Here is a 25,169-nt window from a genome sequence, read left to right on the forward strand (position 1 = left end):
TCATCGAACGACTCGGCCTCACCCGGCCACGCCCGAGCATCGCTACTCTCCACCGTCTCACGGTTAAAGAGGCGAAACGGATAGGCGAAGCGGCACCAAGCTATGGGACGGTGCGCTCAATCCTGGAAGGCTTGGATCCGGCGTTGGTGACTCTCGCCCTCGATGGTCCTGTCGCATACAGGGACCAGTACGAACTCATCTACCGGCACACCGCCGAGCGCCCCAATGACACCTGGCAAGCCGATCACACGGAACTCGACATCCTCATCACCGATGCCAGTGGACGCCCGGAGCGCCCGTGGCTGACGACAATCATCGATGACTGCTCCCGAGCAATCTGTGGATACATGGTCTTCACCGGAGCACCCTCAGCAATGAATACCGCGTTAGTACTCCGGCAAGCGATCTGGCGCAAAGACGACCCCGCCTGGGCCATGTGCGGCATCCCCGACGTCCTCCACGTCGACCACGGCAGCGACTTCACCAGTCACCACCTCGAATACACTGTCGTCGCGTTGAAAATCCGGATCGTCTACTCAACCATCGCCCGTCCGCAAGGCCGCGGCAAGATCGAGCGCTTCTTCGGCACCCTCAACACCGAACTCCTCTCCATTCTGCCTGGATACACCGGAGGCCCCGAGAAGAAGCCGACGCCTTCTATGGACCTGCCCGCCCTGGATCAGGCGATCGGTGACTTCATCTCGGCATACAACGAACGCCCGCACCGAGAGATCAACGCCAGCCCCAAATCAGCCTGGACCGGTCAAGGGTGGCTCCCGCGAATGCCCGAGACACTGGCCGAACTCGACGGACTGTTGCTGACCGTGCCCAAACATCGCACCGTCCGCCGCGATGGCATCCATTTCCAAGGTCAACGCTATCTGTCACCCACGCTTGCCCCGCTCGTGGGGAAACCAGTGACGATCCGCTACGATCCCCGCGACATTTCAGAGATCCGCGTCTACGAACGCGACACCCTCATCTGCGTGGCCGTCGATCAAACGAACCCGAACCAGAGACTCAGCCTCAGAGAAGTCGAATCCGCCCGCCGGGCACACCGCCGCCAGTTGCGCAAAGACATCAACGAACGCATTCCCAGAATCGCACACCGGAAAGAACCGAAACACATCAACGAACCTTCGCGTCGGCGGTCGAAGCTGCGCACCTATGAAGAGGACGAGTAATGGCACGAGACTTCATCATCACCAAGGAACACCGCCGGTTCAAAGAATTCGCTACCGCAGTGCGCAAAGACAAGACCATCGGCATCTGCCACGGTGAAGCAGGTGTCGGCAAAACACTCTCAGCCCGCCGATACGCCCACTGGGATGAAGTCGGCACTTTCGTCGACGAGTGGGGACCCCGGACCGAAGACGACGCGAAAGTCCACGCCACCGCTCACCGGTGTCGAACCATCTTCTACACCCCTGAAGTTCTACCTCGGCACAAACAGATCATGACCGACATCCAACATTTACAGATGCGGGTCGGTAGCTGTGTTGACGAGCATTTACGGGCAATCGGGAAGGTCACCGGCATCCGCGTCGGTGACGTAACAAAGCTGGTGGAACTAGTCATCATCGACGAGGCAGAACGGTTGACTCCGACCGCGTTGGAGCTCCTGCGCGATGAGCATGACCGGCACGAGCTGGCGATCATCTTCATCGGCATGCCAGGAATCGATCAGCGATTTCGCCACTACCCACAGCTGTACTCACGTCTCGGATTTTCCCACAACTACCGTTCACTTGGCCGCGACGAACTCCTCTTCGTTCTTGAAAGACAATGGAGGCGTCTCGGGGCAACGCTCGACATGGATGACTTCACCGACGCTCAAGCGGTGGGACTGATGCAAAGAAGGGTGACAGCGTGAGTGTCATGCTGCGAGTGCAGCTGGCTCTATGATTGCTTCGTACTCTACTGGTGTCAATCGACCCAACCGGGCTTGTCGGCGACGTCGGTGATATGTCCGCTCGATCCAGGTCACGATCGCGATTCTCAACTGGTCGCGAGTGACCCACCGGCGACGGTCGAGAACGTTCTTCTGCAACAGGGCGAAGAACGATTCCATGGCCGCGTTATCGCCCGCTGCGCCGACTCGTCCCATCGACCCGATGATGCCGTGACGGGCCAAAGCCCGAGTGAATTTCTTCGATCTGAATTGGCTGCCGCGGTCGCTGTGCGTCACGCATCCGCCCACGTCACCACGCCTGGTCACAGCCATCTCGAGGGCATCAACGGCCAGGCGCGCCTTCATCCTCGAGCTGATCGAATAGCCGACGATGCGTGACGAGTAGGCGTCCTTGAGCGCGCAGAGGTAGAGCTTGCCCTCATTCGTATGGTGCTCCGAAATGTCGGTCAACCACAGCTGATTCGGTCCATCAGCTCTAAACTCGTGCCTGGTCCGTCCGTCGGCATCGACAACCGCGCATAGATCGTCGTGGACGGGTGGTCCCGGCTTCTTCCCGTTCTTGGCCCGGCCCTTGCCGAAGGCGGAGAACCAGTCATTGGCCGAACACAACCGCCACGCGGTGCGCACCGCCATGGGTTGGCCGGCCGCTTCGGCTTCGTCGGCGAGGTATCGGTACCCGAACTCGGGATCATCACGGTGGGCATCGAAGAGCGCATTGGCCCGATATGCCTCAACGAGATCGGTATCAGGGACAGGCGCGGCCAGCCACCGGTAGTAGGGCTGGCGGGAGAGCTTCAGTACCCGGCACGACACCGCGACGGGGATCCCGTCGGCGGCGAGCTCTCTCACGAGCGGGTAGAGCCTTTTGACGGCAGGTTCGCCTGTGACAGATAGGCGGCCGCGCGGCGTAGGACCTCGTTCTCCTGCTCCAGCAGACGATTGCGCCGACGCATCTCTCGTAGTTCGGCGGACTCGTCGCTGGTGTTGCCGGGTTTGTTGCCGGCATCGATTTCTGCTTGGCGGATCCATTTGTTGATGGTGCCTTCGTGGATCCCGAAGTCCTGGGCGATCTGTCCGATCGTCGTCTTGGAATCCCTGGTCTGGACGACGCGGATGACGTCGTCGCGGAATTCTTTCGGGTAGGGCTGTGGCATGGTGTCTATCCTTCCAGGCTTGCCTATGAACAAGCCAGATTAGATGTCACCTAACCCTGCATCAGTCCCGTCGCAGCTATCGAGCGCATCACTCGCGGCAACTTCCGCTTGCTCGAGCGACTGTTTCCACAGATCAAGCGAGTCATGAAAATCAACCAGCTCGAGACAATCACTGACGATGTCGTCGAAGCCGCTGCGAGCATCCTTGTCATCGGCAGCTAACGCCAATATGCGATGAACAATCACCGCCATTTACCGCTGAAGCTCACAGGGTTGAGTGACAATTTGTGATGAGCGGTGAAAGGTCCACCGACTTGTCACGTAAATGAACGTTTAAGTGATGGAGTGTGTAGATGCTGGTCGGGTACGTTCGAGTCTCGAAGGCTGACGGTTCACAGACAACCGATCTCCAGCGGGACGCGTTGTCTGCTGCTGGCATCGATGATGCGCAGTTATATGAGGACAGAGCTTCGGGCAAGAAGGACGACCGACCACAGCTGATCGCATGTCTCAAGGCTCTACGTTCAGGAGACACCCTGGTTGTGTGGAAGCTCGATCGGCTCGGCCGTGACCTCCGACATCTAGTCAACATCGTTCACGACCTCACTGACCGCGGCGTCGGGTTGAAAGTCCTCACCGGCCAAGGCGCGGCCATCGATACAACGACTGCATCAGGGAAGCTGGTGTTCGGGATCTTTGCTGCACTGGCTGAGTTTGAGCGCGAACTCATCTCCGAACGTACGAAAGCCGGTCTGGAATCTGCCAGAGCGCGGGGACGCAACGGTGGTCGTCCCTACAAAATGACTCCGGCTAAGGTGCGCCTGGCGATGGCTTCTATGGGGCAGCCAGGAACAAATGTGGGTGCCCTGTGTCAGGAGCTCGACATTAGTCGCCAAACCTTATATCGGCATGTCTCACCGACAGGCGAGCTGCGAGACGCTGGCCGTGACGTCATGTCGGCTATCAAACGATAGTCAATTGAGGTCAGGGCCGGCGTCTCTCGACGACAATGGTGTCACGCCAACGCCCGGCAAGTGGCCCGTAGGTCATCTGAGCAATACGTTCTCGCCGCCCGACAATTCGGAAGCCAGCACGCTCGTGGAGCCGAAGGCTGACAGCGTTCTCGGGAAAGATGGCGGACTGTATCGTCCAGATATCGAGGCGGTCAGCGACACTGATGAACTCAGACAGCAGTCGGCTGCCTACACCCTTGCCGGAAGCATCGGGGTCCACGTAGATCGAGTGTTCGACGACGCCTTTGTAGACGTTGCGAGACGATACCGGTCCAGCGCCAACCCACCCCAGGATCTGGCTATCAGCATCCACGGCGACCAGACACAGGTCCAGCCGCCTGGAGGCACAAAAGTCGTCCCAGGCGGCTGGCGGCGCTGATTCGAAGGTGGCATGCCCGGTCTCGATGCCGGTTACGTACACATCCTTAACCCCAGACCAATCGGGGCCGACCATCCTTCGAATGTGGATGTCACTCATGACACGAGGCGCGAATGAAGCTTCTCGACACGTCTCCTAATGTCGTCGCGGACGAGGCGCATGCGTTCGATGCCCTCGATTCCTCGCTCAGATGGTTCGTTGGTATCCCAGTTCTCCAACTCTGTACCCGAAGGCACTTCCACGGTTGCTTCACGTCCCAAGGTGATGACGATATCGGCCGCTTCGAGATCAGCCTCGTTGACAGGCTTTGGACTGCCGTGACTGATATCGATGCCCAGCTCGTCCAACGACTGCACCGAGAGTTGGTTGAGTGATATGCCGGGCTTCGTTCCGGCAGAGACCGCATCGATCGAGTCGCCGGCGAGGTCGCTCATGAGCCCCGCGGCCATTTGGGACTTTCCGCCGTTTTTCACACAGACGAAGAGAACACGTGGTGGAGTTGTCATCGTGTCTCCTGGTATGCGCTGCGTCCGTGTTCCAGTCCGGTGGGGATACCAATCGAGACCGGTTCTGCGGGCGCGCCGCAGCACGATTCTGCCTCGGCAGTATCGGCAACAGGTGCGTCACAGGAGGACCCGATGTCGGCTGAACATACGCCGGTTTCGGGCAGAACCAGTTCGACTCTGTCTGCGGCAGCCTGGTCGCCTGCCAGGGCTGCGACGATGGAGCGGATCTGCTCGTATCCGGTGAACATGAGGAATGTGGGCGCGCGACCGTATGACTTCATGCCCGCGATATAGAAGTCCTTTTCTGGATGTGCCAGGAGATTGGCACCGTGAGGTGGGACGGTTCCGCAGCTGTGATACTCGGGATCAATGAGTGGTCCCAGCTTCGTCGGTGCTTCAACAACCGGATCGAGTTCGAGGCGGATCTCGCGCAAGAAGTCGAGGTTCGGCCGGAATCCGGTGGTCGGGACGACTCGGTCGACGTCGAGGGAGACCGGCCCGTCGGGTGTGGTCCCTGAGACGGTGAGTCCGTCCGTGGTGTCGAGGTCGGTGATGGTCACTGACGTGTGGACGTCAATGCGTCCGGTTTCGACGAGGTGGCGCAGGCGGGTGCCCAGTGCCCCACGAGCCGGGAGCCCATCCTGGTCGCCGCCCCCATAGACGCTAGCGGGGTCGGCTCCGCGAATTGCCCAGCTGATGCGTGTGGTCGGTTCTGCTTCGTTGAGTTCCCCCAGAGCCAGCAGCGTATTTGCGGCCGAGTGCCCGGCACCGACGACGAGGACGTGGCGGCAGGCGAACTCGTCCCGGTCTCGCCCAAGGACATCGGGCAGTGGCGAGGTGACCAGCCCTGCTTCCCTTGCTGCGGTCTCACCGATGGCAGGAAGGCCCGCTTGGCCGAGCGGGTTCGGGGTTGACCAGGTGCCGGAAGCATCGATGACGGCACGTGCGTGATGATCTTCGATCACTCCGTCGGCGCTCTGGGTGCGGACGAGGAAGGCTGTGCCATCGCGGTCTGGAGTGCGTGTTCGGTCCATACCAACTCGGCTCACAGCGATGACGCGGGTCTGTGTGTGGATTGCATCGCGCAGCTGTGGAGTCGCGGCCAAAGGGGCCAGGTATTCGTTGACGAGTTCAGTTCCTGTCGGCAGATAGTCGCTGTCGGGTTCTTGCCAGTCAGTGGCTTCAAGGAGAGCACGAGCGGCGTAATCGATGTTGTACTTCCATGGGGAGAACAGACCGATATGGCCCCACTCGCTGACTGCTGCTGCCGGTGTAGCACCGGCTTCGAAGACCAGTGGTTTCATCCCCCGAGTGGACAAGTGTGCAGCAGCGGCCAAGCCTACTGGGCCAGCTCCGATGATGACGACCGGGAGCTCTGTGGCGGTTGAGTTCTCAGGCATGATGATTCTCCTTCTCGACAGTGGCAAGTTGATCGGTGAAAATCGGGCGAGTGACTACTTGTCCGTAGTGGCGATGCCCACGAAGAATCTTCGTGGACAACTGCCGGCGCGGCTTCAAGCTCTCACCCACAAACATCGATGTGTGTCGATATGTATTCAAGCACCACGTATCGACAAATGTCAATGTCTTGGCATAATGGAGACGTGATGATTGAACAGACCCTCCCGGCCGCAGAGCCGCTCTCGTGCTGCCCGTCGTTGACGATGAAACCTTTGGGCCAGGATGATGCGGTGGAATTTGCTCGGCTCCTCAAGGCTGTGGCGGATCCGACCCGATTGCGACTGGTGTCGCTGGTGGCGGCGAATGTGAGTAATGAGGCGTGCGTATGTGACCTCACCGAACCTGTCGGGTTGGGCCAGCCAACCGTGTCCCATCACTTGAAGATCCTTGTCGATGCCGGGGTACTCGACCGCGAGAAGCGCGGCGTTTGGTCGTACTATTCGATCAAGGCGAGTACTTTGGAAAAGCTGGCTGCTTTCCTCTCTCCCGCGTGACGAATCCGGTGACTGGGCGACCGCGAGGTGGTCTTGCCGCGCTGTCTGCCGCGCAGATCACCAGCTGGGGGTTACTGTACTATTCGCTTCCAGTCGCGGTAACGCCGATCTCCCAGGACACAGGGTGGAGCCCCACAGCGATCACTGCTGCTCTCTCTGCTGGTCTCATCGTCTCAGCTGTGGCAGGTGTTCGCGTCGGGCGCATCCTCGATGCCAACGGCCCGCGAACGGTCATGACAGTTGGTTCGGTCATCGGTGTCGTGGCGTTGTTGCTAGTGGCGTGGTCGCCGACTTTTCCCGTGTTTTTCACCGCGTGGATCATTGCCGGATTTGCACAGTCCGCGGTTCTCTACCCTCCAGCATTTGCTGTCATCACTCGATGGTATGGAGCCGATCGTGTCCGACCGTTGACGACGCTCACCCTGGTCGGAGGACTAGCATCGACGGTGTTCGCGCCCTTGGTGGTCGCCCTCATCGATGGTCTCGGTTGGCGCGGCAGCTACGTGGTGATGGCCGGTATCCTGGCTGTGATCACAGTGCCATTGCATGCGCTTTTCCTCAATGGGCGCTGGTCCGATGACGCTGTCTCCCAGTCGGCAGCGGTATCCAAGGCCGAGGTGAGGCAGGTGACTCGCACACCGAAATTCATCATCTTGCAAATCGCCATGGCAGTGGCCACGTTCACTTTGTTCGCGGTGACGATCAACATCATTCCGCTGTTTCTTCAACGCGGCATGGGCTATTCACTCGCCGCTGTGGCCCTCGGGCTCATCGGTGCCGGACAGGTCGTGGGCAGGATCGGATACCCCCAGTTCGCACGATCGACCTCGGCACGCACACGCACGGTCACCATCTTTGCTATTGGTGCAATGAGCCTGTTGACGCTGGCTCTCGTGCCTGGTCCGTCATGGCTGTTAATCGTGGTTGCGGTCCTTGCCGGTGCAGTGCGGGGCTGTCACACGCTGCTTCAGGCCACAGCAGTCTCGGACAGGTGGGGGACGAAGAACTTCGGGACGATCAACGCAGTCTTCACCGCACCGATGACGTTTGTCGGTGCCTTTGCCCCTGTGGCCGGACCCGCTTTAGCAGGTCTGCTGGGCGGATATCCTGCTATGGCAATTGTGATGGCAATACTGCTTATTGGTGCTGTCGGGCTGACAACTCGATCATGATGTCAGGTTCCAGGGTTCTCTCGTCCACGGTGTTGCCAGCCGAAGTAGTACTCGATCCGTATTGGTATCGCGGTAGCTACTGTGCTTGAGTGCTTCGCACGTATTCGTTCACGTCCGCGACTACAGACTTCGCTGTGCGGGCGGCACCGATGATGGTCGCGGAGGCAAACCCCGTCCAATCGCCATACCCCAACAGGTGCAGACCAGGAACATCGATGCTTCGAGTGCCCACGGTGACTGGATGCCCGTTCTCCCAGGTCAATTCGAGCCCATTGAGATGGTTGAGGTGTGGTTTGAAGCCGGTGCACCAGATGATGACATCACAGCTGTACTCACTACCGTCGGCCCACGAGACCCCAGCCGAGGTCAATCGCTCGAACATCGGCGAAGCGTTCAGGTCACCACGATCGCGTGCAGCCCGAACGGGCGGGACCATGACGATATCGCCGAGGCCCGACACACCATCGTGGTCGCGCCCGGCCCGCCGGGCCGCCTCGCGGGCGGTGGCGACATCGAAGAGGACTCGTCCATCGACGTCATCAGGCATGAACCGTGGTCGGCGCTGCGTCACCCACAGTGTCTGCGCCACGGTCGAGACTTCCGAGACGATCTGCGCGGCGGAGTTCCCACCGCCGACGATGACGACCCGTTGGTCGGTGAACTCCTCGGGCGAATCGTATTCCACGGTGTGCAGCTGTCGTCCCGTGAAATCCTCACAGCCTGGATAGGCCGGAACATAGGGGCGTTGCCATGTTCCGGTGGCGCTGATGACCGCAGTGGTCTCCAGGGTGCCGGTATCGGTATCGACGAACAGTTGTCCCCGGTCTTGGTAGACATTGCTGACGTGGACCGGTCGGTGAACTGGCAGATCGTAGCGGTGTTCGTATCGGGTCAGATAGTCCATCACATGGCCAGCGGTGGGAAACGACTCGCCCTTCTGCGCAGGCATCGGCCAGCCCGGCAACGGACTATACCCGGCCGGTGAAAACAGACGCAATGACTGCCACCCGTGCTGCCAGGCTCCTCCGGGGTGGGTGTGGTCGTCGAGGATGACGAACTCGAGACCCGTCCTGCGAAGAAAGTATCCAGCGGCGAGACCTGCCTGCCCACCGCCGATGACTACGACATCTGTCATCAGCCTTGACCGAGTAGGTCAGCCACCAGTGCCTCGATGCGGGTCTTGATGTCGTCGCGGATCGGGCGAACCGCTTCGATGCCCTGGCCTGCCGGGTCATCGAGTTCCCAGTCCTCGTAGCGCTTTCCCGGGAAGAAGGGGCAAGCGTCGCCACAGCCCATGGTGATAACGACGTCTGAGTCCTGCACGGCCTCGTTCGTCAGCACCTTCGGCTGCTCGGCGGTGATGTCGATGCCGTCTTCGCCCATCGCCTCGACTGCGATGGGGTTGATGTGTTCGGCCGGGACGGATCCTGCTGAGCGGACTTCGATGCGGTTGCCCGCATAATGGCGCAGGTAGCCGGCAGCCATCTGCGAACGGCCAGCATTGTGGACACACACGAACAAGACAGAGGGTTTGTGGTCAGCCATAGGGGTGGTCTCTCTTTCGATCAGTTGGTGAGGGAATCAAGTAGGGCCTGGACGCGGGTCGCAAGGTCATCGCGGATGAGTGCCACGCCCTCGGGGGAGGCCAATGCTGGGTCGGCGACTGACCAATCCTCGTAGCGGAGGCCGGGCACGATGGGGCAGACGTCGCCACAACCCATCGTGATCACGACATCAGCCGCACGGATTGCGTCATCGGTCAGTGGCTTCGGGAACAACTCCTCGACGCTCTCCCCGTCGATGTCGCTGATGAGTTCGGCAACATGCGAGTTGAGTCCTGCCGCCGGAGTCGAACCAGCGGATCGGGCGATTACGCGGCCTCCTGAGAGTTGGCGTGTCAGGGCCGCGGCGAGTTGGGATCGGCCGGCGTTGGCGACACAGATGAAGAGCACCTGCGGCGGCGCGCTGGCTCGGTCTCGGGTGATGTCAGCCAAGCGTTGCTTCGCGAAGCGCTCGGTCAAGGGGACGAGGTAGCGAGTGATTTTCGCTGATCGGGCCAGCGCCGTGTAAGAATCGCGCACGATGCCGGTGACAGTCTCTGGCGACACACCAGCTGATGTTGCCGATAGGTCGGTGGCCAAATGGTTGATGTGGGCGTCCACGTCGAAGGCACTGACAGCCACTGTCGCCTCAGGTGGCGGGTTTGGTGCGATGACGGCAGGGGCGAAACCTTCCAGCAGAGCGCTCACAGCGGCCTGGCGACCGGCAGCGATGGAATACCAGACCCAGGTCCCGCGGCGTTGAGACTCGAGCAACCCCACTGTCTTCAGTACTTTCAAGTGATGAGAGACGGTGGGCTGGGAAACGTCGGCAAGCTCAGCGAGATCGCAGACACATGACTCTCCACGTGGATCGGTACCGATTGCTGAGAGCATCCGCAACCGCAGAGGGTCAGCGAGTGCCTTGAGTGTGCCGGCAAGCGTCGTCGCGACGTCGAGAGCAATGGCGTGGGACGGGTCGGGGGCACACGTTTCATCGTCAGTGGGGATCATAGTGGTTTCAGTCATGACGATCTCGCCTCCACAGCGTAGGGGTCAGTGCGGAACCATGCCTTCGCGGCCCAGAGTGAGGCATAGACGAGGCCGACCAGAACCGGGACCTCGATGAGGGGGCCGACGACCCCAGCCAGGGCCTGTCCACTGGTGGCACCGAAGGTACCGATGGCGACGGCAATCGCGAGTTCGAAGTTGTTGCCCGCTGACGTAAACGCCAGTGTTGTGGATCGAGCGTAACCTAGACCGAGGCTCTTGCCGAGCAGGAGCCCGGCGAACCACATCAGCGAGAAGTAGACCAGCAACGGCAACGCGATTCGAACGACGTCCAAGGGTTGGCTGGTGATCTGCTCGCCCTGGAGCGCGAAGAGCAGCACGATCGTGAACAGCAGACCGTAGAGCGCCCACGGCCCCACTCGGGGAATGAACTTCTCCTCGTACCACTGACGGCCGCGACGTTTCTCGCCGATCCACCGGGAGGCGAATCCGGCGATCAGCGGAACGCCGAGGAAGACGAGCACGTTGAGAGCGATCTGACCCATTGACACTTCCAGGCCCTGTGTATCAAGTCCCAACCAAGTGGGCAGGACGGTGAGGTAGAACCAGCCGAGGACTGAGAACATGACGACCTGGAAGACTGAGTTGATCGCGACCAGCACAGCGGTTGCCTCTCGGTCACCGCAGGCGAGGTCGTTCCAGATCACGACCATGGCAATACAGCGGGCCAGGCCAACGATGATCAATCCTGTGCGGTATTCGGGGAGGTCGGGCAGGAACGTCCAGGCCAGGGCGAACATCACTGCGGGCCCGGCGAGCCAGTTGAGTACCAATGATGAGATCAGCAGTTTCTTATCGCCGGTGACGGCGGCGACCTTGTCATAACGGACTTTAGCGAGGACGGGGTACATCATGACCAGCAAGCCGAGGGCGATGGGTACTGAGATGCCGCCGACTTCCAAATGCGAAAGAAGCTCAGAGACCCCGGGGATCAGCCGACCAAGAAGGAGGCCTGCGATCATGGCCAGGCCGATCCAGGCCGGCAGCCACTTATCCAGTGTCGACAGGCGTGCAGGTGCCGTCTGTTGTGTGGTGGTGTCTCTCGTCATGCCAGGAGCTCCTCGATCTTGGTCGCGATGTCTGGGCGCGGGTGTGCACCGATGAGGACGTCGCGTCGTTGGCCGTCACGGTAAAAGCCGAGCGTAGGAATGGATGTCACTCCGGCTGCTGTGACCGCTTCGGGATTGGTATCGGCATCGATCTTGACGACCTTGACTCGTCCTTCGTATTCGTTGGAGAGCTGGTCGAGTATCGGTGCGATCTGTTTGCACGGTCCGCACCACGTCGCCCAGATGTCGACGACTACGGGGATGTCGGAATCGATGACCTCGGTGGTGAATGTGGCGTCTGTGACTGTCGTCGTACTCATGCTGGGACCTCCATCAATGTTTCGGTGTGGGATATGGCGGGTGTGGCAGAGAGGAAGTGTTGGGCATCTATGGCTGCTGAGCAGCCTGTGCCTGCAGCGGTGATCGCTTGCCGGTAGCGGCTATCGACGAGATCACCGGCGGCAAACACTCCGTCTTGGTTCGTGGCTGTCGACGGGTGGGTGACCTGGACGTATCCATCGGGGGTGAGGGCGATCTGGCCGGTCAGGAGCTCTGAGCGCGGATCATGGCCGATCGCTACAAATACCCCCGACACAGGCAGGGTCCGTTCGGCTCCGGAGACGGTATCGCGCAGTCGCAGCCCCTCGACTTGGGATTGACCGACGATCTCGGAGACTTCGCTGTTCCAGGCGACCTCGATTTTCTCGTTGGCCAGGACTCGGTCGGCCATGACCTTCGAGGCGCGAAACTCTTCGCGCCGATGCACGATTGTCACTTTGGAGGCGAAACGAGTCAGAAACAACGCCTCTTCCATGGCAGAGTCTCCGCCGCCGATGACGGCGATCTCTTGCTGTCGGAAGAAGAAGCCGTCGCAGGTTGCGCACCAGGACAGGCCGTGGCCGGTCAATCGATCCTCTTCGGGCAGGCCGAGCTTGCGGTAGGCCGATCCTGTGGCAAGGATGACCGCGCGGGCGTGGAATGTTTCACCCAGGCCGGTTTCGACGGTCTTGACTTCCCCAGTCAGATCGAGACGAACGGCGTCATCAAAGATGATGCGTGCACCGAACCGTTCGGCCTGAGCACGCATTGCCTCCATCAGTTCTGGGCCCTGGACTCCATCGATGAAGCCAGGGAAGTTCTCTACTTCGGTCGTGGTCATCAGTGATCCGCCAGCGGTGACTGAACCGGCGAGAACCACCGGTGACAAACCTGCCCTGGCTGCGTAAACAGCAGCGGTATAGCCGGCAGGGCCAGACCCGACAATCACTAACTCTTGAATCGACATGTATCTATATTGACGCATATCAATACAGAATGCAATTGTCCGTCCCGTCCGAGCTTCCGCATGCCGAACGCGAAGCCCACCAGAAGCGGACTCGCTCCGCGCTTTGGCACCTGACTCACCCTCAAGGCCTACCGAAGCAGTGCTGCCTCATGCGAAGGGACTGCTTCAGAGAATGCCGCGTGGCATGTTGAGCAACAGATTTCCCGACCGTTAGGCATTAGCCTCGAAGGCGCCCCGGTGCCATTTCGACGGGTACGCTCTTCTTCGCAGACCGTCGCATGCTCTAGGCATACGCCTGCTCCGCAATGGACGCACATGGCGACCGCCCGCACCGGCATGTGCTTTGCTGCCGCGTGTTCCCAGCAATTCATAGCCATCCTCCCTGAATTGAGAACTATCAATATAGAGCCTAAGGAATGCATCGATGAGCGTCAATGTAAAGCGTTGCGGCCTTTGAGTATTCGATTCAGTGCTGGCAGCTCGCGCACCGGCAGTATTGTCACTGTCACAGAGCGAGTCCCGCACGGTCTGAATCCGGCCGTATAAAAGGGAATGCAGTCGACATCTGAAAAATGTGCAATCACCTTCTGAAACCGACACCGGCTAACCATTCATCCCGCGCCACATCTTGTCACTTAATCCGTCAATTATTCTACGTCTCACAGACAGTGTCGAGAAGCAGTATTGTGACACGTCGTCGAGATGAATGCCGAGCTCGACGAAATTCCTTCAAACTCAGTCGACGTACACAACGCCGTGGCAGCAATTTTCGTGCAGCTGGCTTCTGATCAAAGTGTTGTATTGCGCACAGGGCTTCTGACATCCGAATGTCAAGAGTCGGGTGCACAAAGCCCGATTTCATGCGGCAGGCAGTGCAGTCGCCTACTGAAAATGACAGACGAGCTGCTGACCAAAACCTCGATTCTGCGTGAAGAATCCCTCCACATGCACAGCTACAACCCGATCGAACACATCGCCTCACGGGTGAAGTCGCCGCGGAGTCTGCTGGAAAAGGTCACTCGTCGGCAGCTTCCACTCGACATCGATGTGATCCGCACACAGATCACCGACATTGCGGGCATCCGCATCACCTGCAGCTTCATCGCCGACACTTATGATGTGCTCGACATGCTGACCTCTCAGGACGACGTCCGGGTGGTGGAGATCAAGGACTATATCGCGAACCCGAAACCCAATGGCTACAAGAGCCTGCACGCGATCCTCGAAGTGCCCGTGTTCCTCAGGGGCGGCTCGACCGCAGTGATCTGCGAAGTCCAGATCCGCACCATCGCGATGGATTTCTGGGCGAGTCTGGAACACAAGATCCACTACAAGTTCGACGGCGAAGTCCCCGATCGGCTCATCGAGGAGCTCACCCAGACCGCCGAGGTGGCCAACCAGCTTGATCGCAGAATGGAGCAGCTGCACGCCGAGGTCCACGACGGCGAGGAGCCCCACAGCACGGATGAGAACTTCGACGAGGAGGCCCTGCGCATCCTGTGGGACCTGAGCACTCGGCAGGAGTGAGGTCCCCCGACGCAGCGGAGGAGTTCTACCGACGCTTCGGACGGAACGTGCGAAACCAGGCGTCTTTGTTGGCCTCATCCTCTGCGATGAGCTCCCAATAGACGCGTCTGCCGCCGGGGACGTCGAAGATACGAGTGCCGTCGCCGAGGAAGATGGGCGCGACGAAGACCTGCATCTCGTCGATGAGATCGACTTCGAGCGCCTGCCGGGCGATGTCGGCGCTGATGATCTGGATATCACGATCACCGGCGATGGCCTGGGCTCGATCGACCGCCTCGGCGATGGAACAGTTCAGAGCAGTGATCGTCTTATCGTCGGCGAGCTCCTCGGGACGGTGGGTGAGGATGAACTCGGTGCCTTCCCAAGCTCCGCCATAGGCTTCGGATGTCAGTTCGTCGCGTTCGGCGGCCTGTGCCTTCGCGGCGTCGTAGCCGCGGCGGCCGGAGATGATGACAGCGACTTGTGAGGCAAGATCTTCCACCGTGCCTTCGGACAGCGCCCCGAGTCCGGGCATCCAGGACATGTCGTGATTCGGGCCGGTGATGAACCCGTCGAGTGAACTCGTGAAACCCCACGTAACTCTTCCCATCGCTCCTCCTTGAATATGAGTAATTGCAATTCACAATCACTTTTCTGTTATTCAAGCATTGGGTGCGTCTGTCGGCAAGGGGGCGAGGTAGACAAGGTGACCAAATAGACGGAATTTCCGCGCCCGAGACTGCGCTGTACCTGGTGAAGGCCCCAATGCCTGGGACCGTCGGACAATGGAAGAAGGTCATCGCAATGACAGATTTCACAGGCAAGGTCGCACTCGTCACCGGCGGAGGCTCCGGCCTCGGCGAAGCCATCAGCAAGGAACTCGCCGCCAAGAGCGCGAAGGTTGTCGTCACTGACATCGATCTCGACGCCGCCCAGCGCGTTGCCGCGGAGATCACGGACGACGGCGGCACCGCCTCGGCGATCAAGCAGGACACGGCCGTGAAGGAGGACTCGGAGAAGGTCGTCAAGTTCGCCGTCGACACCTACGGCGGGCTCAACTATGCCGTCAACAACGCAGGCATCGGCGGAGCACCGGCCCCTGCTGGAGAGACCGACTTGGACAACTGGGACAAGGTCATCGACATCAACCTCAACGGCGTGCTCTACGGCATGCGCCACCAGATCCCGGCAATGCTCAAGACCGGTGCCAAGGACAGCGCGATCGTCAACATGGCCTCGATCCACGGATCGGTCGCCGCGATCAACAACGGCGCCTACACCGCCGCCAAGCACGGAGTCGTGGGCATCACGAAGAATGCCGCGGCCGAATACGGCGCCCAGGGGCTGCGCATCAACTCCGTCGGGCCCGGCTACATCACGACCCCGCTACTGGAGAACAGCATGGATGCCGAGACCCTCGAAGGTCTCAAGGCCAAGCACCCGCTCGGCCGCTTGGGCACTGCTGAGGAGGTCGCCAAGGTCGTGAACTTCCTGCTCTCGGACGATGCTTCATTCGTCACCGGTGCCTACTACCTCATCGATGGTGGCTACACGGCTGTCTGAGTCACAGGCTCCAGGTCGATGCTGAGCCAGTTGCAATAGGGTCTGCTCCGGCGGCGAGGTGTTCAATTGTTACCAATGTTCAAGTATTCTGAACATATGAGTAAATCTGAACACTCGGCTTACCGCACCCCCGAGTTCGTCGAGCGAGCAATCAGCCACCTCGGCGAACTCGGTGCACACGCCGAATGGAAAAGCCGCTCAGAGGAGTACGGGCATGCCGTCTCCGGCACTCTCCTGATCGGTGCCGACGGCAAGCGACACGAGTTCCAGGCATTGGCCAGCGCGACTGTCACAAAGGCCGATGTGGCGATGCTTCCTCACGACCGGAAGACTGTCCTCATCACGGAGCAGGTCGTCCCCACCCGCGCACGGCAACTCGAAGACCACGGCTGGGGCGGATACGTGGACGCAGCCGGAAATGCTTCACTGCGTGCAGACGGACTGATCATCGAGATCACTGGCAAGCGCAGTCCCGATAAGGCTCCTGTCGTCACTGCAGCCCCGTTCACCCGTGCGGGCATACCAGTGACGTACTCCCTCCTGACTGCCAATGACCACTTCGGCGTCACCCCCTCCCAGCGTGCTCTGGCGGCGAGTTCCGGAGCTTCCTTGGGCACTGTCAATCGCGTCGTCCGCGCGCTGCGAGAGCGCACTCCCCCAATGCTGCAGGGGAAACACAACCAGCTCCTGAGAGCATCAGCATTGGAACGCGAATGGATCTCCGCCTACACTGCCATGCAGCCCAGCATCTGGCCGGAGGAACGCTTCACCAGTACCGTCTGGAGGACTCCTTCGGAGCTGCTTGAAGCGCCCCTCCCCCCGAACGCACTGCTGGGTTCCGAAGCAGCGGCCGCCCGCCTCGGCGCACCCATCCGACCTGCCTCTGTGCTGATCCACTTCGACGGCGACGCCCGTGCCCGCCGGGAACTCATCCAGCAAGGACGTCTCCGCCGGGCCGACGACGGCATGATTCGCCTTCGACCGGCCTGTTGGAAGGTTCCCCCAGTCCCGCCCTTCAACCAAAAGGCACCCCGGCTCCTCGTACGAGCCGACCTGCTCCTCGAGGACGACCCTCGCATCGACGAAATCCGTTCCGAATACTTCGAGGACATGTGATGCTCGATCTCACCGGCCACACCGACATCCCCGTCCCCGAAGAAGTTCTTGCCGAACTGGCAAATGCGTGCGGGAAGTCAGGCACAGAAATGTTCGTCATCGGTGCCGCAGCGAGAGATCTCGTCATACACGCGCGAAAGCAAACGCTGCCGGTGCGCGCCACTCACGACGTCGATATCGCCGTAGCCGTTCGTACCGATGCTCAGTTCCAGGAGCTGTCCCAGCTGATCACTCGCAAACGATCGGCGCCACATAAATTCAAGGTCCTCGGCATCGAAGTCGACATCATTCCGTTCGGCGGGAACGAGTCTGACAGGACCGTGCGCTTCAATGACGGCAGTCGCCTCAACGTCACGGGCATCCGAGAAGCGCACTCAACCTCCGTTCTCGTGCGTCTACCGAAAGGCACCGAAGTCCACGTTGCATCCCCCGCTGCTCTGACCGCCCTCAAGATTCTCGCTTGGAGTGAACGGCACGATGACAATCCCAAAGACGGACTGGATCTCGCCGTCATCCTCAGCTCACTGTCCGAAAGCCCCTTCGACGATGAAGTCTGGAATGACGAAGACGCCCTCGAAGCCACTGATGCCGATATCATTTCGGGGGCCAGCTACCACTACGCTCGCATCGCCGCAAAGCCTTTCACGCCGCGCGATGGCAAGCTCGTACTCGATATCGTCCTCGACCAAGCGCAACGCTCGACGCTGATCCGACATATGCGGACTCCGTTTGCCGAGGATTTACTCGATGCGTACTCACGGGGGTTCGCAGCGGGTCTCGAGCGCTGACGGCGGATACACCACGGCAGCGTTGCTTCCTCATTCCCGGTGCGCGGTGATGTTGATGACGTTGCCGTCGGGGTCGCGGACGAAGAAGCGGGTCACGCCCCACTCCTCGGTGGTCAGCGGATGGACGATGTCGAAGCCGCGATCAACCGCCTCAGCGTAGGCGGCATCGATGTCATCGACCTTGAGCGAGAGCACGGGAATGAGCGGGGCGGTCGCGTCCTCGGTGACGAGCTGGACATGAGCTCCGGTCTCCGCCGAGGTGAAGCGAGCCACCCAGCCCAGGTTGAACTCCTCATTTCCAAGACCGAGGAAGTCCTCGTAGAAGCCTCGGGCCGCGTCGATGTCTGACACCGGAATGTCGGGGATGACGTCGTGGACCTTGACCATCAACGGACCTCCGTCCTGCGCGGAGATTCGAGTCCGGCTCTGATCCGTTGCACATTTCCCCTGTTCACTCCCCAGTCGAAGACCTGGAAGGGAAAGGCACAGGCGCTGCGGATGCGCACGACGGTGCCGTCCGACGCCTGATCGATGTGGACGATGACCTTCTCACCCCATTTTCTCCACGTCGCCCTGAACGAGGCACTGAGCACACCGGGCTGCGTGGTTGCAATCGACCCGGCGGCACCCTGCAGGTGCCTCAGCACCTCGAATGCCCTCTGCCCGACATCGGCCGCAGCGATGGGGACGATCATCGTCTCTTCGTAGCTTGCACCCATGCGTCCAGGATAACCGCAGCCATCACCATTGATCGTGGTCGAAGACCTGGCAGAACACGCTCGTCATCGAGTCGCTGAAGAGGACGAAATTGACCTCGCGAATCGACTCCCAGCGTCCATGTTCCCGGCCGTCGACGATGACGGAATGGGCCGCCTCGGCGACGTCCCTGGCCGACCATCCGTAGACTCCCCCGCCGATAGCTGGGAAGGCCACCGAGGCGGCACCGAGTTCAACGGCTAAGTTGAGGCTCGATTCGAAGCATGATTCAAGCACCTCAGGATCGGCCTCGCCCAGATGACGGTTCGGGCCGACGGTGTGGATGACCCACCTGGCTTCGAGCCCGCCGGCGTCTGTTGCGACGGCTTGGCCTGCGGGAAGTCCACGCGGGTGGCTGGTGCGGCGGACCTCGCGGCAGGCCTCGAGCAGTTCGGGTCCGGCTGCCTTGTGGATAGCTCCGTCGACGCCACCTCCGCCCAGCAGGCCTGAGTTCGCGGCATTGACGATCGCGTCCACGGATGCCTCGGTGATGTCTCCCTCAAGTACCGTTATCTTCATGGTTCGAGTCTAGTGAGCCGGGGAGGACTGCGACAGGGGCCGAGGGACTGGCCCAACCTTCGTATCTGAGTGCACCAATGCTTCTTATTAACACTTAACGGTCTAAGTGTTAATAAGAACGGACGTAGGCTGGCATGACACAGCCGCCTCGGCGGGGCAGACGGTATTCTGCGGAAGGAAACGACGAACCATGTGCAGACTTCTCGGTTACATCTCCCCCACTCCGGTGAGCGCGGCCGACCTCATCGGCACCGACGACTGCCGGCAGTGGCAGAATCTCGGTCGGCTGCACGACGACGGCTGGGGCACCGCGTGGATCCGGCCAGAAGCAGATTCTGCTGAATCGGCGCGCCCACAGGGGACCACCTCGGGCACATTCGACATGGGGCCCGAAGTCCAAGACACTGTGTCTCGGGGAGGTCGCCTCGAGAGGTATCGCACCCCGTACGAGGGTGCCGACGACAGCCATCTCACGGAAGTCCTCACCAGCCGCCCGACGGTCTCACGGATCACTCACCTGCGCATGGCCACGAACGGGGCTGTCGGCCTCACTGAGAATTCGCACCCGTTCCTCGCCGACAACATCGCTCTGGCGCACAACGGGTCCATCCATCCAATCGAACGCCTCCGCGAATACGCCACGGCCGCAGAGGTGGAACGCATCGGCGGAACCACGGACACCGCGATCATCTTCGCTCTTATCCTGCGACGCGTGGCCGAGGGCGAGAGCCTGTTCGACGCCACCATCGCGACGGTTCGGATGCTGCGGGCCGATTTCGACCATCCGGGGATCAACCTGCTCGTCCTCAGCGCCGACGAGATGATCGTCGTCCACGCCACCGCGGGAACACCGATTCCCTATCAGAACTTCGATACTTCGGGCACCGACGGCGAACTGCCGCCCGATCACAAGGACCACTACTACCGGATGAGCTGGCAGCGCTTCGATGACGGGGCGATGATCGTGTCGTCCTCGGGCCTCGAACACCAGGGTTGGAGCCTCATCGAGCAGAACACGGCATTGCGGCTGACCGTGGCGGATGGGGCGGAGACTGTGGTGGGGCTTTAAGTCAGGTTGCGGCAGTTTCCGCCGATTGCACCGATCAGCCCAGCGTTGCTCGCGACGGAGGCGGGCTCCGATTGCCATCCGCTTTCGTGCTCGACCAGGAATGCGATTTCCAGTTCGCTTCCGAGACCAATAAGGCCGCCGAGGAGGTGGGTGGGCACTTCTGTTGTATAAGTGCCGTTGCCGGTAGAGATGGTGTTCGACTGAAGATTGAACCCGGTCAGTGGGGCTAGTACGGAGCCAAGACCACTGGTGGATGCTTCAACGGCGATGTCATCGAGTTGATAGCCCGTCGGCAGCTGCCAGTAGATTTCAACCTCGGCCCCAACACCGAGGAAGCCTGGATCGAATTCGCAGGGTTCAGTCAAGGTTGGCCCTGGGATCGTCGGGGCCGCGAACTCTGCCCACGCCTCCTCCGAGTCGGTCCACCCGGCCATCGTGGAACGCACGCCCGAGAGGCCGAGTACCAGCATGACGAGGGCGAGCCCTGCAATGAGTGCGCGGAACCGCCGACTTCGAAGCGGCCAATGCCTGCGCGACTGAGTCATGACTTCCTCCGGCTTCGGGTTCGTGCGACGACGACGGACCCTGCTGCGATAAGTGCGCAGGCGATCAGCAGGATCCATAGCCATCCTTCGATTCCGGTTCGTGGGAGGTCGTCGGGAACGTCGGGGGCATCAGGACCGGTATCGCTCGGATCATCAGGATCGCCGGGATCACCGGGGCCGAGTGAGACCTCTTCTCCCTGGCCGATCGCGGTCAGTCGCACGCTGCTTCGCTGGCCGGCGACGGCCTCGGCGTCGGCGTTCCGGGCCAGGGTGACTGTCACTTGTACACGGCGCTTCTCGTCACTGGGCATGTCGAGCAGGTAGCGGTCATTGTCAGGAGCTGCGCCGAGCTCGTTGAGGGGGGTGTGGTGAAGCAGCTCGGTTGCACCACCAGAGCACTGGCTCATGGGCACGATCTCTGCACACGAATAGACGTTGACGAGCAGTTCCTCGGCAATCGTCTCTGTCGGCTGCCCGGAACCAATCTCCAACTCCACGGTTCCCGGTTCTGGTGCATCTGCCCAGACGTCAACGGTCCAGTTCACAGAGGCTCCGGGGCTCAGATTGAGCATCTTCGATTCGTCACCGACGGCGCGCATCCGCAGGTACTGACCGCGCGCCTCGGCGGCGGTGTTGGTTGTGGTGGTGTCGGTGGCGGCGAACGGACCATTGCTCGTTGCCAATAAGAATGCTGCGACGGGGAGGGCGAGCGCGTGCTTCGGTGAGCGGGTGACGGCTGATTGGGATTCTTGGCGCAGTGCGGCCGCGGCCTTGGCGCGCGTACCCTCGCCCGCCTCGGCGATCTCATCACCATCCTCGTCCTCTTCGCGCCTGGGCCAGAAGGCCCAGACGACGAGCAGAGAGGCAGCGATCGTGATGCCGCCGAGCACCAAGGGATCGCGGAAGGACTGGATGGCCGGGGCGACACCGGGTATCGAGAACATGACTCTTCGCACGGTCTCTGCCGTGTAGGGCTCGGGGTCTTTCGCTTCGTTGGCGTCGCCCTTCATCTCGAAGGTGACCTGGCCGGACTCTGCGCCAAGGATCGATGTCACCCGGTGCGTTACGGGCAGAACCTTCTCACCGCGATCGGCGGTGATGACGTCTCCGACTTCCATCTTTTCGGCGGGGATCTCGTGGACGAAGGCGATTGAACCGGCAGTGATCGTCGGGCTCATCGACCCGGTGCGAAACATCATGATCGACACGTTGAAGACAAAGCTGAGGATGACGAGGAGAATGCACACAACCCCCAGGGCGGCGAGGATGTTGAGCAGTGCTCCGCCGAGCCACGAGGCCGGGGTCCTCTTGCCTGACGTGGGCGATCTGTGCGATCGCTTCTGTGCCATCATGATGCCCCGGTATCGCTGGGGGTCTCGACGGATTCGGCGCCGAAAGTCCAGGTGTTCTCCGCCGAAGTGCCCTGGGCGTCGTTCGGAGTGTCTGTCGGGAGGGTGACTTCGAAGCAGTAAGCCCTCACGTCGGCCGAGGCTGCGTGGAGATCCTGGGGGCCGTCACCGTCGCCACCGGTGAGCAGCGGCTCATGGGATCCGGTGCTGCCGAAGATGAAGGGCAAGGAGCCTTCGAACGCCGAGGCGGTGCATCCATCGCTGAATGATCCCTCCTGACCGGGAGCAATCGATTCGGTCACCGCGCGGTATTCGAGAGACCCTGCGATGCCGGTCGAGTTCCCCGCCCCTGCGCTCGAGACAATCAGCTCACCGTTCATGGTGGTGTCCGGGGTGGTCCGTACGAACACCGGCGCGTAGACCTTCGACCCCGGGTACATCCCGGCAGCGTCGAAATTCATCTCCGAGGTGTTGTTCCAGGAGCCGTCGACGGCCAGTTCGATGTTGAACGTGCCTGCTTCAAATGACCCCGAGGCTTCTTCGGTGTCGGTCCACGCCGCCAGGGTGGCCGCCGAACCGATGCCGAATACCAGGCCTCCTGCGAGGACGGCCTTGATCCGGCGATTGCGCAGGCGGCGTTGCCGTTGCTCGCGTGCCAGGTTCTGCCGTCGACCGTCTGAGCGGACCTCGGGAGAGACCCGCTCAGACGGATTGGGGGCGCGCAATGGACCCAGTGAAAAGCGCACGGAGGCGGGTGTGACTATTCAGCCGAGGTAGCGGTGAACTGCCACTGCGCGTTCGTGCTCTGGCCCTGCGTCAGCGAGTCGTCGGCCGTGACCTTGAAGCACAGCGTGACGGGTGCACCCTCGGTTGCATCGGCACCTGCTGTGAGGTCGAAGCCCTGAGCACCGGCGGTGGAACCGAGCGCCGTGCCGGCGGGAACGATCGAGGTGCCCGTCGCGCCTGCACTGCAGGCAGCAGCGTTGTCGACTGTCACGATTCCGTAGGTCAGCGCCGCCGGGTTGTCGCCACCTCCCGTAGCGTTTTCGAGCACGACGCTTGCATCGTAGGAGGTTTCGCCGTCGAGACGGAGGACGAAGGGCGCGGCCACGGTGTCACCGGGAGAGAGGTTGTCACCGCCGTCGAGGTCGAAGCTCAACGGTGCGGCACCGTCGGAGCTCTCGTGATCGGTGAAGTCGGTTCCGTCGGTGCTTCCCTGCACATTGAATGAACCGGCGCCGAAGGTTCCTTCGGCCCATTCGTTGTCCGTCCAGGCGGCCAGCGTCACGGCTGCTCCGACACCGAGGACGATGCCACCGGCGAGGATGGCTTTGAACTTGCGCGAGCGCGTCGAGGACTGCGTCATTGAGACTCCTTGTAAAAGCACGTATGTGCACAAAACACCATCAATGGTGACTTGATCATTATCATACAATTACTTTTACACTAACGTCATTTATCACGCCTGTGCTTTTCGGCACATGAAAGACTCTTCAACCACTTTCCGGTGAATTTCGAGCACATCACACTACAAAGACATCGGCAGCCCTGCGGATTCGCAGGACTGCCGATGCGGACGGGATGCTCGGGGTGCCGAGGGGAGGTGGTCTACAGCGGGTCAGGGCTTCTGTACTGTGATCGTCCAGCTGGCGTCACCGGTGCGGTCGAAGTGGGTCACGGGGTAGCCGTTCTCCGCCGCCCACTGCGGAATAGCCTCGGTGGCCTGGGTGCAGTCGAAGTTGATGACAAGCTCATCGCCGTTCGTCAGCTCGCCGATCGCATCCTTGGCCTCGACCAGGGGGAACGGGCAGACAAGCCCATTTGTCTCCAGTACTTGTTTCATACACTCCTGCTTTCTGCGGGCTGCGCGGCCACTGTCCGCGCTCCCGACTTGATAGTGAATTTCGCGGCGACTCCTGCGCCGACGATCATGAAGAAGGTCGCGACCCAGCCTTGGTACTCGAACTGTGCGGTCGAGACCATGGCGTTACCGACGGTGCAGCCGCCGGCGATCGCTGCGCCGACGCCCATGCCGACTCCGCCGACGATCGACTTGACCACGGTGCCCTGGTCGGGAACCCGAATCCGGAATTCGCCCGAGGCCTTCGCCGCGATGAACGATCCCACGATAATGCCGATGACGAGCATGACGCCCCAATCAACGAGCGACGCATCGCCGGTTGCCAGGTAGCCCGTCAGGTTCGCCGAGGGGGTGGTGATCCCCAGGCCCGAGTTGCGTCCGGTCGCTGCCGACAGAGGCCAGGCGATCGTCGCGATGATGCCGATGACCGCGGCCGTGGCGAACGGGTTCCAGCGCTTCTCCGTGAGGATGTGTGCCAGGCCCTTCTTCAGCGGCGGCAGGGTCGCCAGTGGAGTCGTGTTCTTTCGGTTGTGATGGACCGTGACCCAAACGGCGATCGCCGACAGGATCGCGACGAAGACCCACGGACTCAGCCCCGTCGAGGCCTGGAGCGTGCCGCTCTCGACCGTGATCGAGCGCAGCCCCTCGGTGAACGAGGCACCAGGACCGAGCTTCATAACCGCAGACGTCAGCGCGTAGAAGATCAGCGCGAACCAGCTGCCGACCAGCCCTTCGCCGGCGCGGTAATAGGTGCCGGTGGCGCATCCGCCTGCGAGCACGATGGCGAAGCCGAAGATGAGGCCGCCGATGATCGTGGCCAGCCAGGGGAACGGCGAAGACTCCAACGTGATGACACCGAGCGCATTGAGCAGGAACAACCCGATCGAATGCACAGCGATGAGGAGGATGAGCGCCGAGAACCACCGCGTGTTCCCGGTCAGAGTGAGATCGCGGAAGGCTCCTGTGACGCAGAATCGTCCTCGCTGGAGGACGAATCCGAGTGCCAAACCGACGATCAATCCGGTGATGATCATTCATGTGCTTTCTGCTGGTGGGCGACTGA

Annotated in this window: 31 protein-coding genes and 2 pseudogenes; 11 read left to right on the plus strand and 22 right to left on the minus strand. The window is 61.1% G+C overall.

What is annotated here, in order from left to right:
- Window positions 1-110 precede the first annotated feature (110 nt).
- Both BLT92_RS04845 and BLT92_RS04850 read left to right on the plus strand, forming a co-directional pair.
- Window positions 111-1,184, plus strand: coding sequence for a Mu transposase C-terminal domain-containing protein (locus tag BLT92_RS04845; RefSeq protein WP_231939026.1), 1,074 nt, complete (start codon window positions 111-113; stop codon window positions 1,182-1,184).
- Window positions 1,184-1,873 carry an AAA family ATPase gene (locus tag BLT92_RS04850; protein ID WP_231939027.1) on the plus strand — a complete coding sequence of 230 codons (690 nt, stop codon included), beginning with the start codon at window positions 1,184-1,186 and terminating at the stop codon, window positions 1,871-1,873. Before BLT92_RS04845 ends, BLT92_RS04850 begins: the two co-directional genes overlap by 1 nt.
- Window positions 1,874-1,876: 3 nt before the next feature.
- On the opposite strand, the gene BLT92_RS04855 is transcribed toward BLT92_RS04850, so the two are convergent.
- Both BLT92_RS04855 and BLT92_RS20760 read right to left on the minus strand, forming a co-directional pair.
- Window positions 1,877-2,941: an IS3 family transposase gene (locus BLT92_RS04855; protein WP_231939028.1), complete on the minus strand. Its 1,065-nt coding sequence runs from the start codon at window positions 2,939-2,941 to the stop codon at window positions 1,877-1,879.
- A pseudogene (locus BLT92_RS20760) lies at window positions 2,890-3,066 on the minus strand (transposase); the annotation flags it as partial. The gene BLT92_RS04855 and the pseudogene BLT92_RS20760, both read right to left, overlap by 52 nt.
- A 69-nt stretch (window positions 3,067-3,135) precedes the next feature.
- Here BLT92_RS20760 and BLT92_RS20765 point away from each other — a divergent pair.
- Window positions 3,136-3,288: pseudogene (locus tag BLT92_RS20765) on the plus strand (AAA family ATPase); the annotation flags it as partial.
- Between the two features lie 131 nt (window positions 3,289-3,419).
- Window positions 3,420-4,040: a recombinase family protein gene (locus BLT92_RS04865; protein ID WP_092103668.1), complete on the plus strand. Its 621-nt coding sequence runs from the start codon at window positions 3,420-3,422 to the stop codon at window positions 4,038-4,040.
- Window positions 4,041-4,050: 10 nt separating this feature from the next.
- Here the strand turns inward: BLT92_RS04865 and BLT92_RS04870 are convergent, their stop codons facing one another.
- Genes BLT92_RS04870 through BLT92_RS04880 form a run of 3 tightly spaced genes read right to left on the minus strand, consistent with a single transcriptional unit; the run spans window position 4,051 to window position 6,364 of the window.
- Window positions 4,051-4,557, minus strand: coding sequence for a GNAT family N-acetyltransferase (locus BLT92_RS04870; protein ID WP_092103670.1), 507 nt, complete (start codon window positions 4,555-4,557; stop codon window positions 4,051-4,053).
- Window positions 4,554-4,964 (minus strand): arsenate-mycothiol transferase ArsC, encoded by a 411-nt coding sequence (locus BLT92_RS04875; protein ID WP_092103672.1) that lies wholly within the window; start codon window positions 4,962-4,964, stop codon window positions 4,554-4,556. The genes BLT92_RS04870 and BLT92_RS04875 overlap by 4 nt, the downstream gene beginning before the upstream one ends.
- On the minus strand, window positions 4,961-6,364 hold the full coding sequence (locus tag BLT92_RS04880) for an FAD-dependent oxidoreductase (protein ID WP_092103674.1): 1,404 nt from the start codon (window positions 6,362-6,364) through the stop codon (window positions 4,961-4,963). Before BLT92_RS04880 ends, BLT92_RS04875 begins: the two co-directional genes overlap by 4 nt.
- A gap of 207 nt (window positions 6,365-6,571) precedes the next feature.
- Between BLT92_RS04880 and BLT92_RS04885 the strand changes: the two genes are divergently transcribed.
- On the plus strand, window positions 6,572-6,919 hold the full coding sequence (locus BLT92_RS04885; RefSeq protein ID WP_407922875.1) for an ArsR/SmtB family transcription factor: 348 nt from the start codon (window positions 6,572-6,574) through the stop codon (window positions 6,917-6,919).
- Window positions 6,916-8,091 (plus strand): MFS transporter, encoded by a 1,176-nt coding sequence (locus BLT92_RS04890; protein WP_231939029.1) that lies wholly within the window; start codon window positions 6,916-6,918, stop codon window positions 8,089-8,091. The genes BLT92_RS04885 and BLT92_RS04890 overlap by 4 nt, the downstream gene beginning before the upstream one ends.
- A gap of 76 nt (window positions 8,092-8,167) precedes the next feature.
- Here BLT92_RS04890 and BLT92_RS04895 read toward each other — a convergent pair whose 3' ends face one another.
- From BLT92_RS04895 to BLT92_RS21205, 7 genes are all read right to left on the minus strand, one after another.
- On the minus strand, window positions 8,168-9,226 hold the full coding sequence (locus tag BLT92_RS04895; protein WP_092103677.1) for an ArsO family NAD(P)H-dependent flavin-containing monooxygenase: 1,059 nt from the start codon (window positions 9,224-9,226) through the stop codon (window positions 8,168-8,170).
- Entirely contained in the window at window positions 9,226-9,636 is a 411-nt protein-coding gene (locus BLT92_RS04900) for an arsenate reductase ArsC (protein WP_092103679.1), read from the minus strand. The genes BLT92_RS04895 and BLT92_RS04900 overlap by 1 nt, the downstream gene beginning before the upstream one ends.
- A 20-nt stretch (window positions 9,637-9,656) precedes the next feature.
- Window positions 9,657-10,658, minus strand: coding sequence for a metalloregulator ArsR/SmtB family transcription factor (locus BLT92_RS04905; protein ID WP_092103681.1), 1,002 nt, complete (start codon window positions 10,656-10,658; stop codon window positions 9,657-9,659).
- Window positions 10,655-11,749, minus strand: coding sequence for an ACR3 family arsenite efflux transporter (gene arsB, locus BLT92_RS04910; protein ID WP_092103683.1), 1,095 nt, complete (start codon window positions 11,747-11,749; stop codon window positions 10,655-10,657). The genes BLT92_RS04905 and arsB overlap by 4 nt, the downstream gene beginning before the upstream one ends.
- Window positions 11,746-12,069, minus strand: coding sequence for a thioredoxin (gene trxA / locus BLT92_RS04915; protein ID WP_092103685.1), 324 nt, complete (start codon window positions 12,067-12,069; stop codon window positions 11,746-11,748). The genes arsB and trxA overlap by 4 nt, the downstream gene beginning before the upstream one ends.
- Window positions 12,066-13,034, minus strand: a complete 969-nt coding sequence (gene trxB, locus BLT92_RS04920) for a thioredoxin-disulfide reductase (protein WP_092103687.1) — start codon at window positions 13,032-13,034, stop codon at window positions 12,066-12,068. The genes trxA and trxB overlap by 4 nt, the downstream gene beginning before the upstream one ends.
- A gap of 128 nt (window positions 13,035-13,162) precedes the next feature.
- Window positions 13,163-13,456 carry a DUF2180 family protein gene (locus tag BLT92_RS21205; protein WP_092103689.1) on the minus strand — a complete coding sequence of 98 codons (294 nt, stop codon included), beginning with the start codon at window positions 13,454-13,456 and terminating at the stop codon, window positions 13,163-13,165.
- Between the two features lie 469 nt (window positions 13,457-13,925).
- On the opposite strand from BLT92_RS21205, the gene BLT92_RS04930 reads away from it, so the two are divergent.
- Entirely contained in the window at window positions 13,926-14,561 is a 636-nt protein-coding gene (locus BLT92_RS04930; RefSeq protein ID WP_092103691.1) for a GTP pyrophosphokinase, read from the plus strand.
- A 25-nt stretch (window positions 14,562-14,586) separates the two neighbouring features.
- Here the strand turns inward: BLT92_RS04930 and BLT92_RS04935 are convergent, their stop codons facing one another.
- The gene (locus BLT92_RS04935; RefSeq protein ID WP_092103693.1) at window positions 14,587-15,150 is read right to left on the minus strand and encodes a dihydrofolate reductase family protein; all 564 of its coding nucleotides are present in this window, start codon (window positions 15,148-15,150) and stop codon (window positions 14,587-14,589) included.
- Window positions 15,151-15,344: 194 nt separating this feature from the next.
- On the opposite strand from BLT92_RS04935, the gene BLT92_RS04940 reads away from it, so the two are divergent.
- From BLT92_RS04940 to BLT92_RS04950, 3 genes are all read left to right on the plus strand, one after another.
- Window positions 15,345-16,103 carry an SDR family NAD(P)-dependent oxidoreductase gene (locus tag BLT92_RS04940; RefSeq protein WP_092108801.1) on the plus strand — a complete coding sequence of 253 codons (759 nt, stop codon included), beginning with the start codon at window positions 15,345-15,347 and terminating at the stop codon, window positions 16,101-16,103.
- Between the two features lie 96 nt (window positions 16,104-16,199).
- Entirely contained in the window at window positions 16,200-17,219 is a 1,020-nt protein-coding gene (locus tag BLT92_RS04945; RefSeq protein ID WP_157691327.1) for a type IV toxin-antitoxin system AbiEi family antitoxin, read from the plus strand.
- The gene (locus tag BLT92_RS04950; protein WP_092103697.1) at window positions 17,219-18,007 is read left to right on the plus strand and encodes a nucleotidyl transferase AbiEii/AbiGii toxin family protein; all 789 of its coding nucleotides are present in this window, start codon (window positions 17,219-17,221) and stop codon (window positions 18,005-18,007) included. The genes BLT92_RS04945 and BLT92_RS04950 overlap by 1 nt, the downstream gene beginning before the upstream one ends.
- A 30-nt stretch (window positions 18,008-18,037) precedes the next feature.
- On the opposite strand, the gene BLT92_RS04955 is transcribed toward BLT92_RS04950, so the two are convergent.
- Genes BLT92_RS04955 through BLT92_RS04965 form a run of 3 tightly spaced genes read right to left on the minus strand, consistent with a single transcriptional unit; the run spans window position 18,038 to window position 19,282 of the window.
- Window positions 18,038-18,394: a VOC family protein gene (locus BLT92_RS04955; RefSeq protein WP_092103699.1), complete on the minus strand. Its 357-nt coding sequence runs from the start codon at window positions 18,392-18,394 to the stop codon at window positions 18,038-18,040.
- Window positions 18,394-18,726 (minus strand): DUF1499 domain-containing protein, encoded by a 333-nt coding sequence (locus BLT92_RS04960; protein WP_092103701.1) that lies wholly within the window; start codon window positions 18,724-18,726, stop codon window positions 18,394-18,396. The genes BLT92_RS04955 and BLT92_RS04960 overlap by 1 nt, the downstream gene beginning before the upstream one ends.
- Window positions 18,727-18,748: 22 nt before the next feature.
- Window positions 18,749-19,282: an O-acetyl-ADP-ribose deacetylase gene (locus BLT92_RS04965; RefSeq protein ID WP_092103703.1), complete on the minus strand. Its 534-nt coding sequence runs from the start codon at window positions 19,280-19,282 to the stop codon at window positions 18,749-18,751.
- 190 nt (window positions 19,283-19,472) lie between these two features.
- On the opposite strand from BLT92_RS04965, the gene BLT92_RS04970 reads away from it, so the two are divergent.
- Complete coding sequence (locus BLT92_RS04970; protein ID WP_092103707.1) at window positions 19,473-20,351, plus strand: class II glutamine amidotransferase; 879 nt, start codon at window positions 19,473-19,475, stop codon at window positions 20,349-20,351.
- On the opposite strand, the gene BLT92_RS04975 is transcribed toward BLT92_RS04970, so the two are convergent.
- The 6 genes from BLT92_RS04975 to BLT92_RS05000 all read right to left on the minus strand — a co-directional run bounded on the left by BLT92_RS04975 (window position 20,348) and on the right by BLT92_RS05000 (window position 25,140).
- Window positions 20,348-20,821 carry a hypothetical protein gene (locus BLT92_RS04975; protein ID WP_157691328.1) on the minus strand — a complete coding sequence of 158 codons (474 nt, stop codon included), beginning with the start codon at window positions 20,819-20,821 and terminating at the stop codon, window positions 20,348-20,350. The genes BLT92_RS04970 and BLT92_RS04975 overlap by 4 nt on opposite strands.
- A 71-nt stretch (window positions 20,822-20,892) precedes the next feature.
- Entirely contained in the window at window positions 20,893-22,248 is a 1,356-nt protein-coding gene (locus tag BLT92_RS04980) for a signal peptidase I (protein WP_231939030.1), read from the minus strand.
- Window positions 22,245-22,970, minus strand: a complete 726-nt coding sequence (locus BLT92_RS04985; protein ID WP_157691329.1) for a SipW-dependent-type signal peptide-containing protein — start codon at window positions 22,968-22,970, stop codon at window positions 22,245-22,247. Before BLT92_RS04985 ends, BLT92_RS04980 begins: the two co-directional genes overlap by 4 nt.
- A gap of 35 nt (window positions 22,971-23,005) precedes the next feature.
- Complete coding sequence (locus BLT92_RS04990; protein ID WP_092103715.1) at window positions 23,006-23,611, minus strand: SipW-dependent-type signal peptide-containing protein; 606 nt, start codon at window positions 23,609-23,611, stop codon at window positions 23,006-23,008.
- A gap of 252 nt (window positions 23,612-23,863) precedes the next feature.
- Window positions 23,864-24,088 carry a sulfurtransferase TusA family protein gene (locus BLT92_RS04995; protein WP_092103717.1) on the minus strand — a complete coding sequence of 75 codons (225 nt, stop codon included), beginning with the start codon at window positions 24,086-24,088 and terminating at the stop codon, window positions 23,864-23,866.
- Window positions 24,085-25,140 carry a YeeE/YedE family protein gene (locus BLT92_RS05000; RefSeq protein WP_157691330.1) on the minus strand — a complete coding sequence of 352 codons (1,056 nt, stop codon included), beginning with the start codon at window positions 25,138-25,140 and terminating at the stop codon, window positions 24,085-24,087. The genes BLT92_RS04995 and BLT92_RS05000 overlap by 4 nt, the downstream gene beginning before the upstream one ends.
- Between the last annotated feature and the right edge of the window lie 29 nt (window positions 25,141-25,169).

The organism is Brevibacterium picturae, from assembly GCF_900105045.1.
Classification (GTDB): Bacteria; Actinomycetota; Actinomycetes; order Actinomycetales; family Brevibacteriaceae; genus Brevibacterium; species Brevibacterium picturae.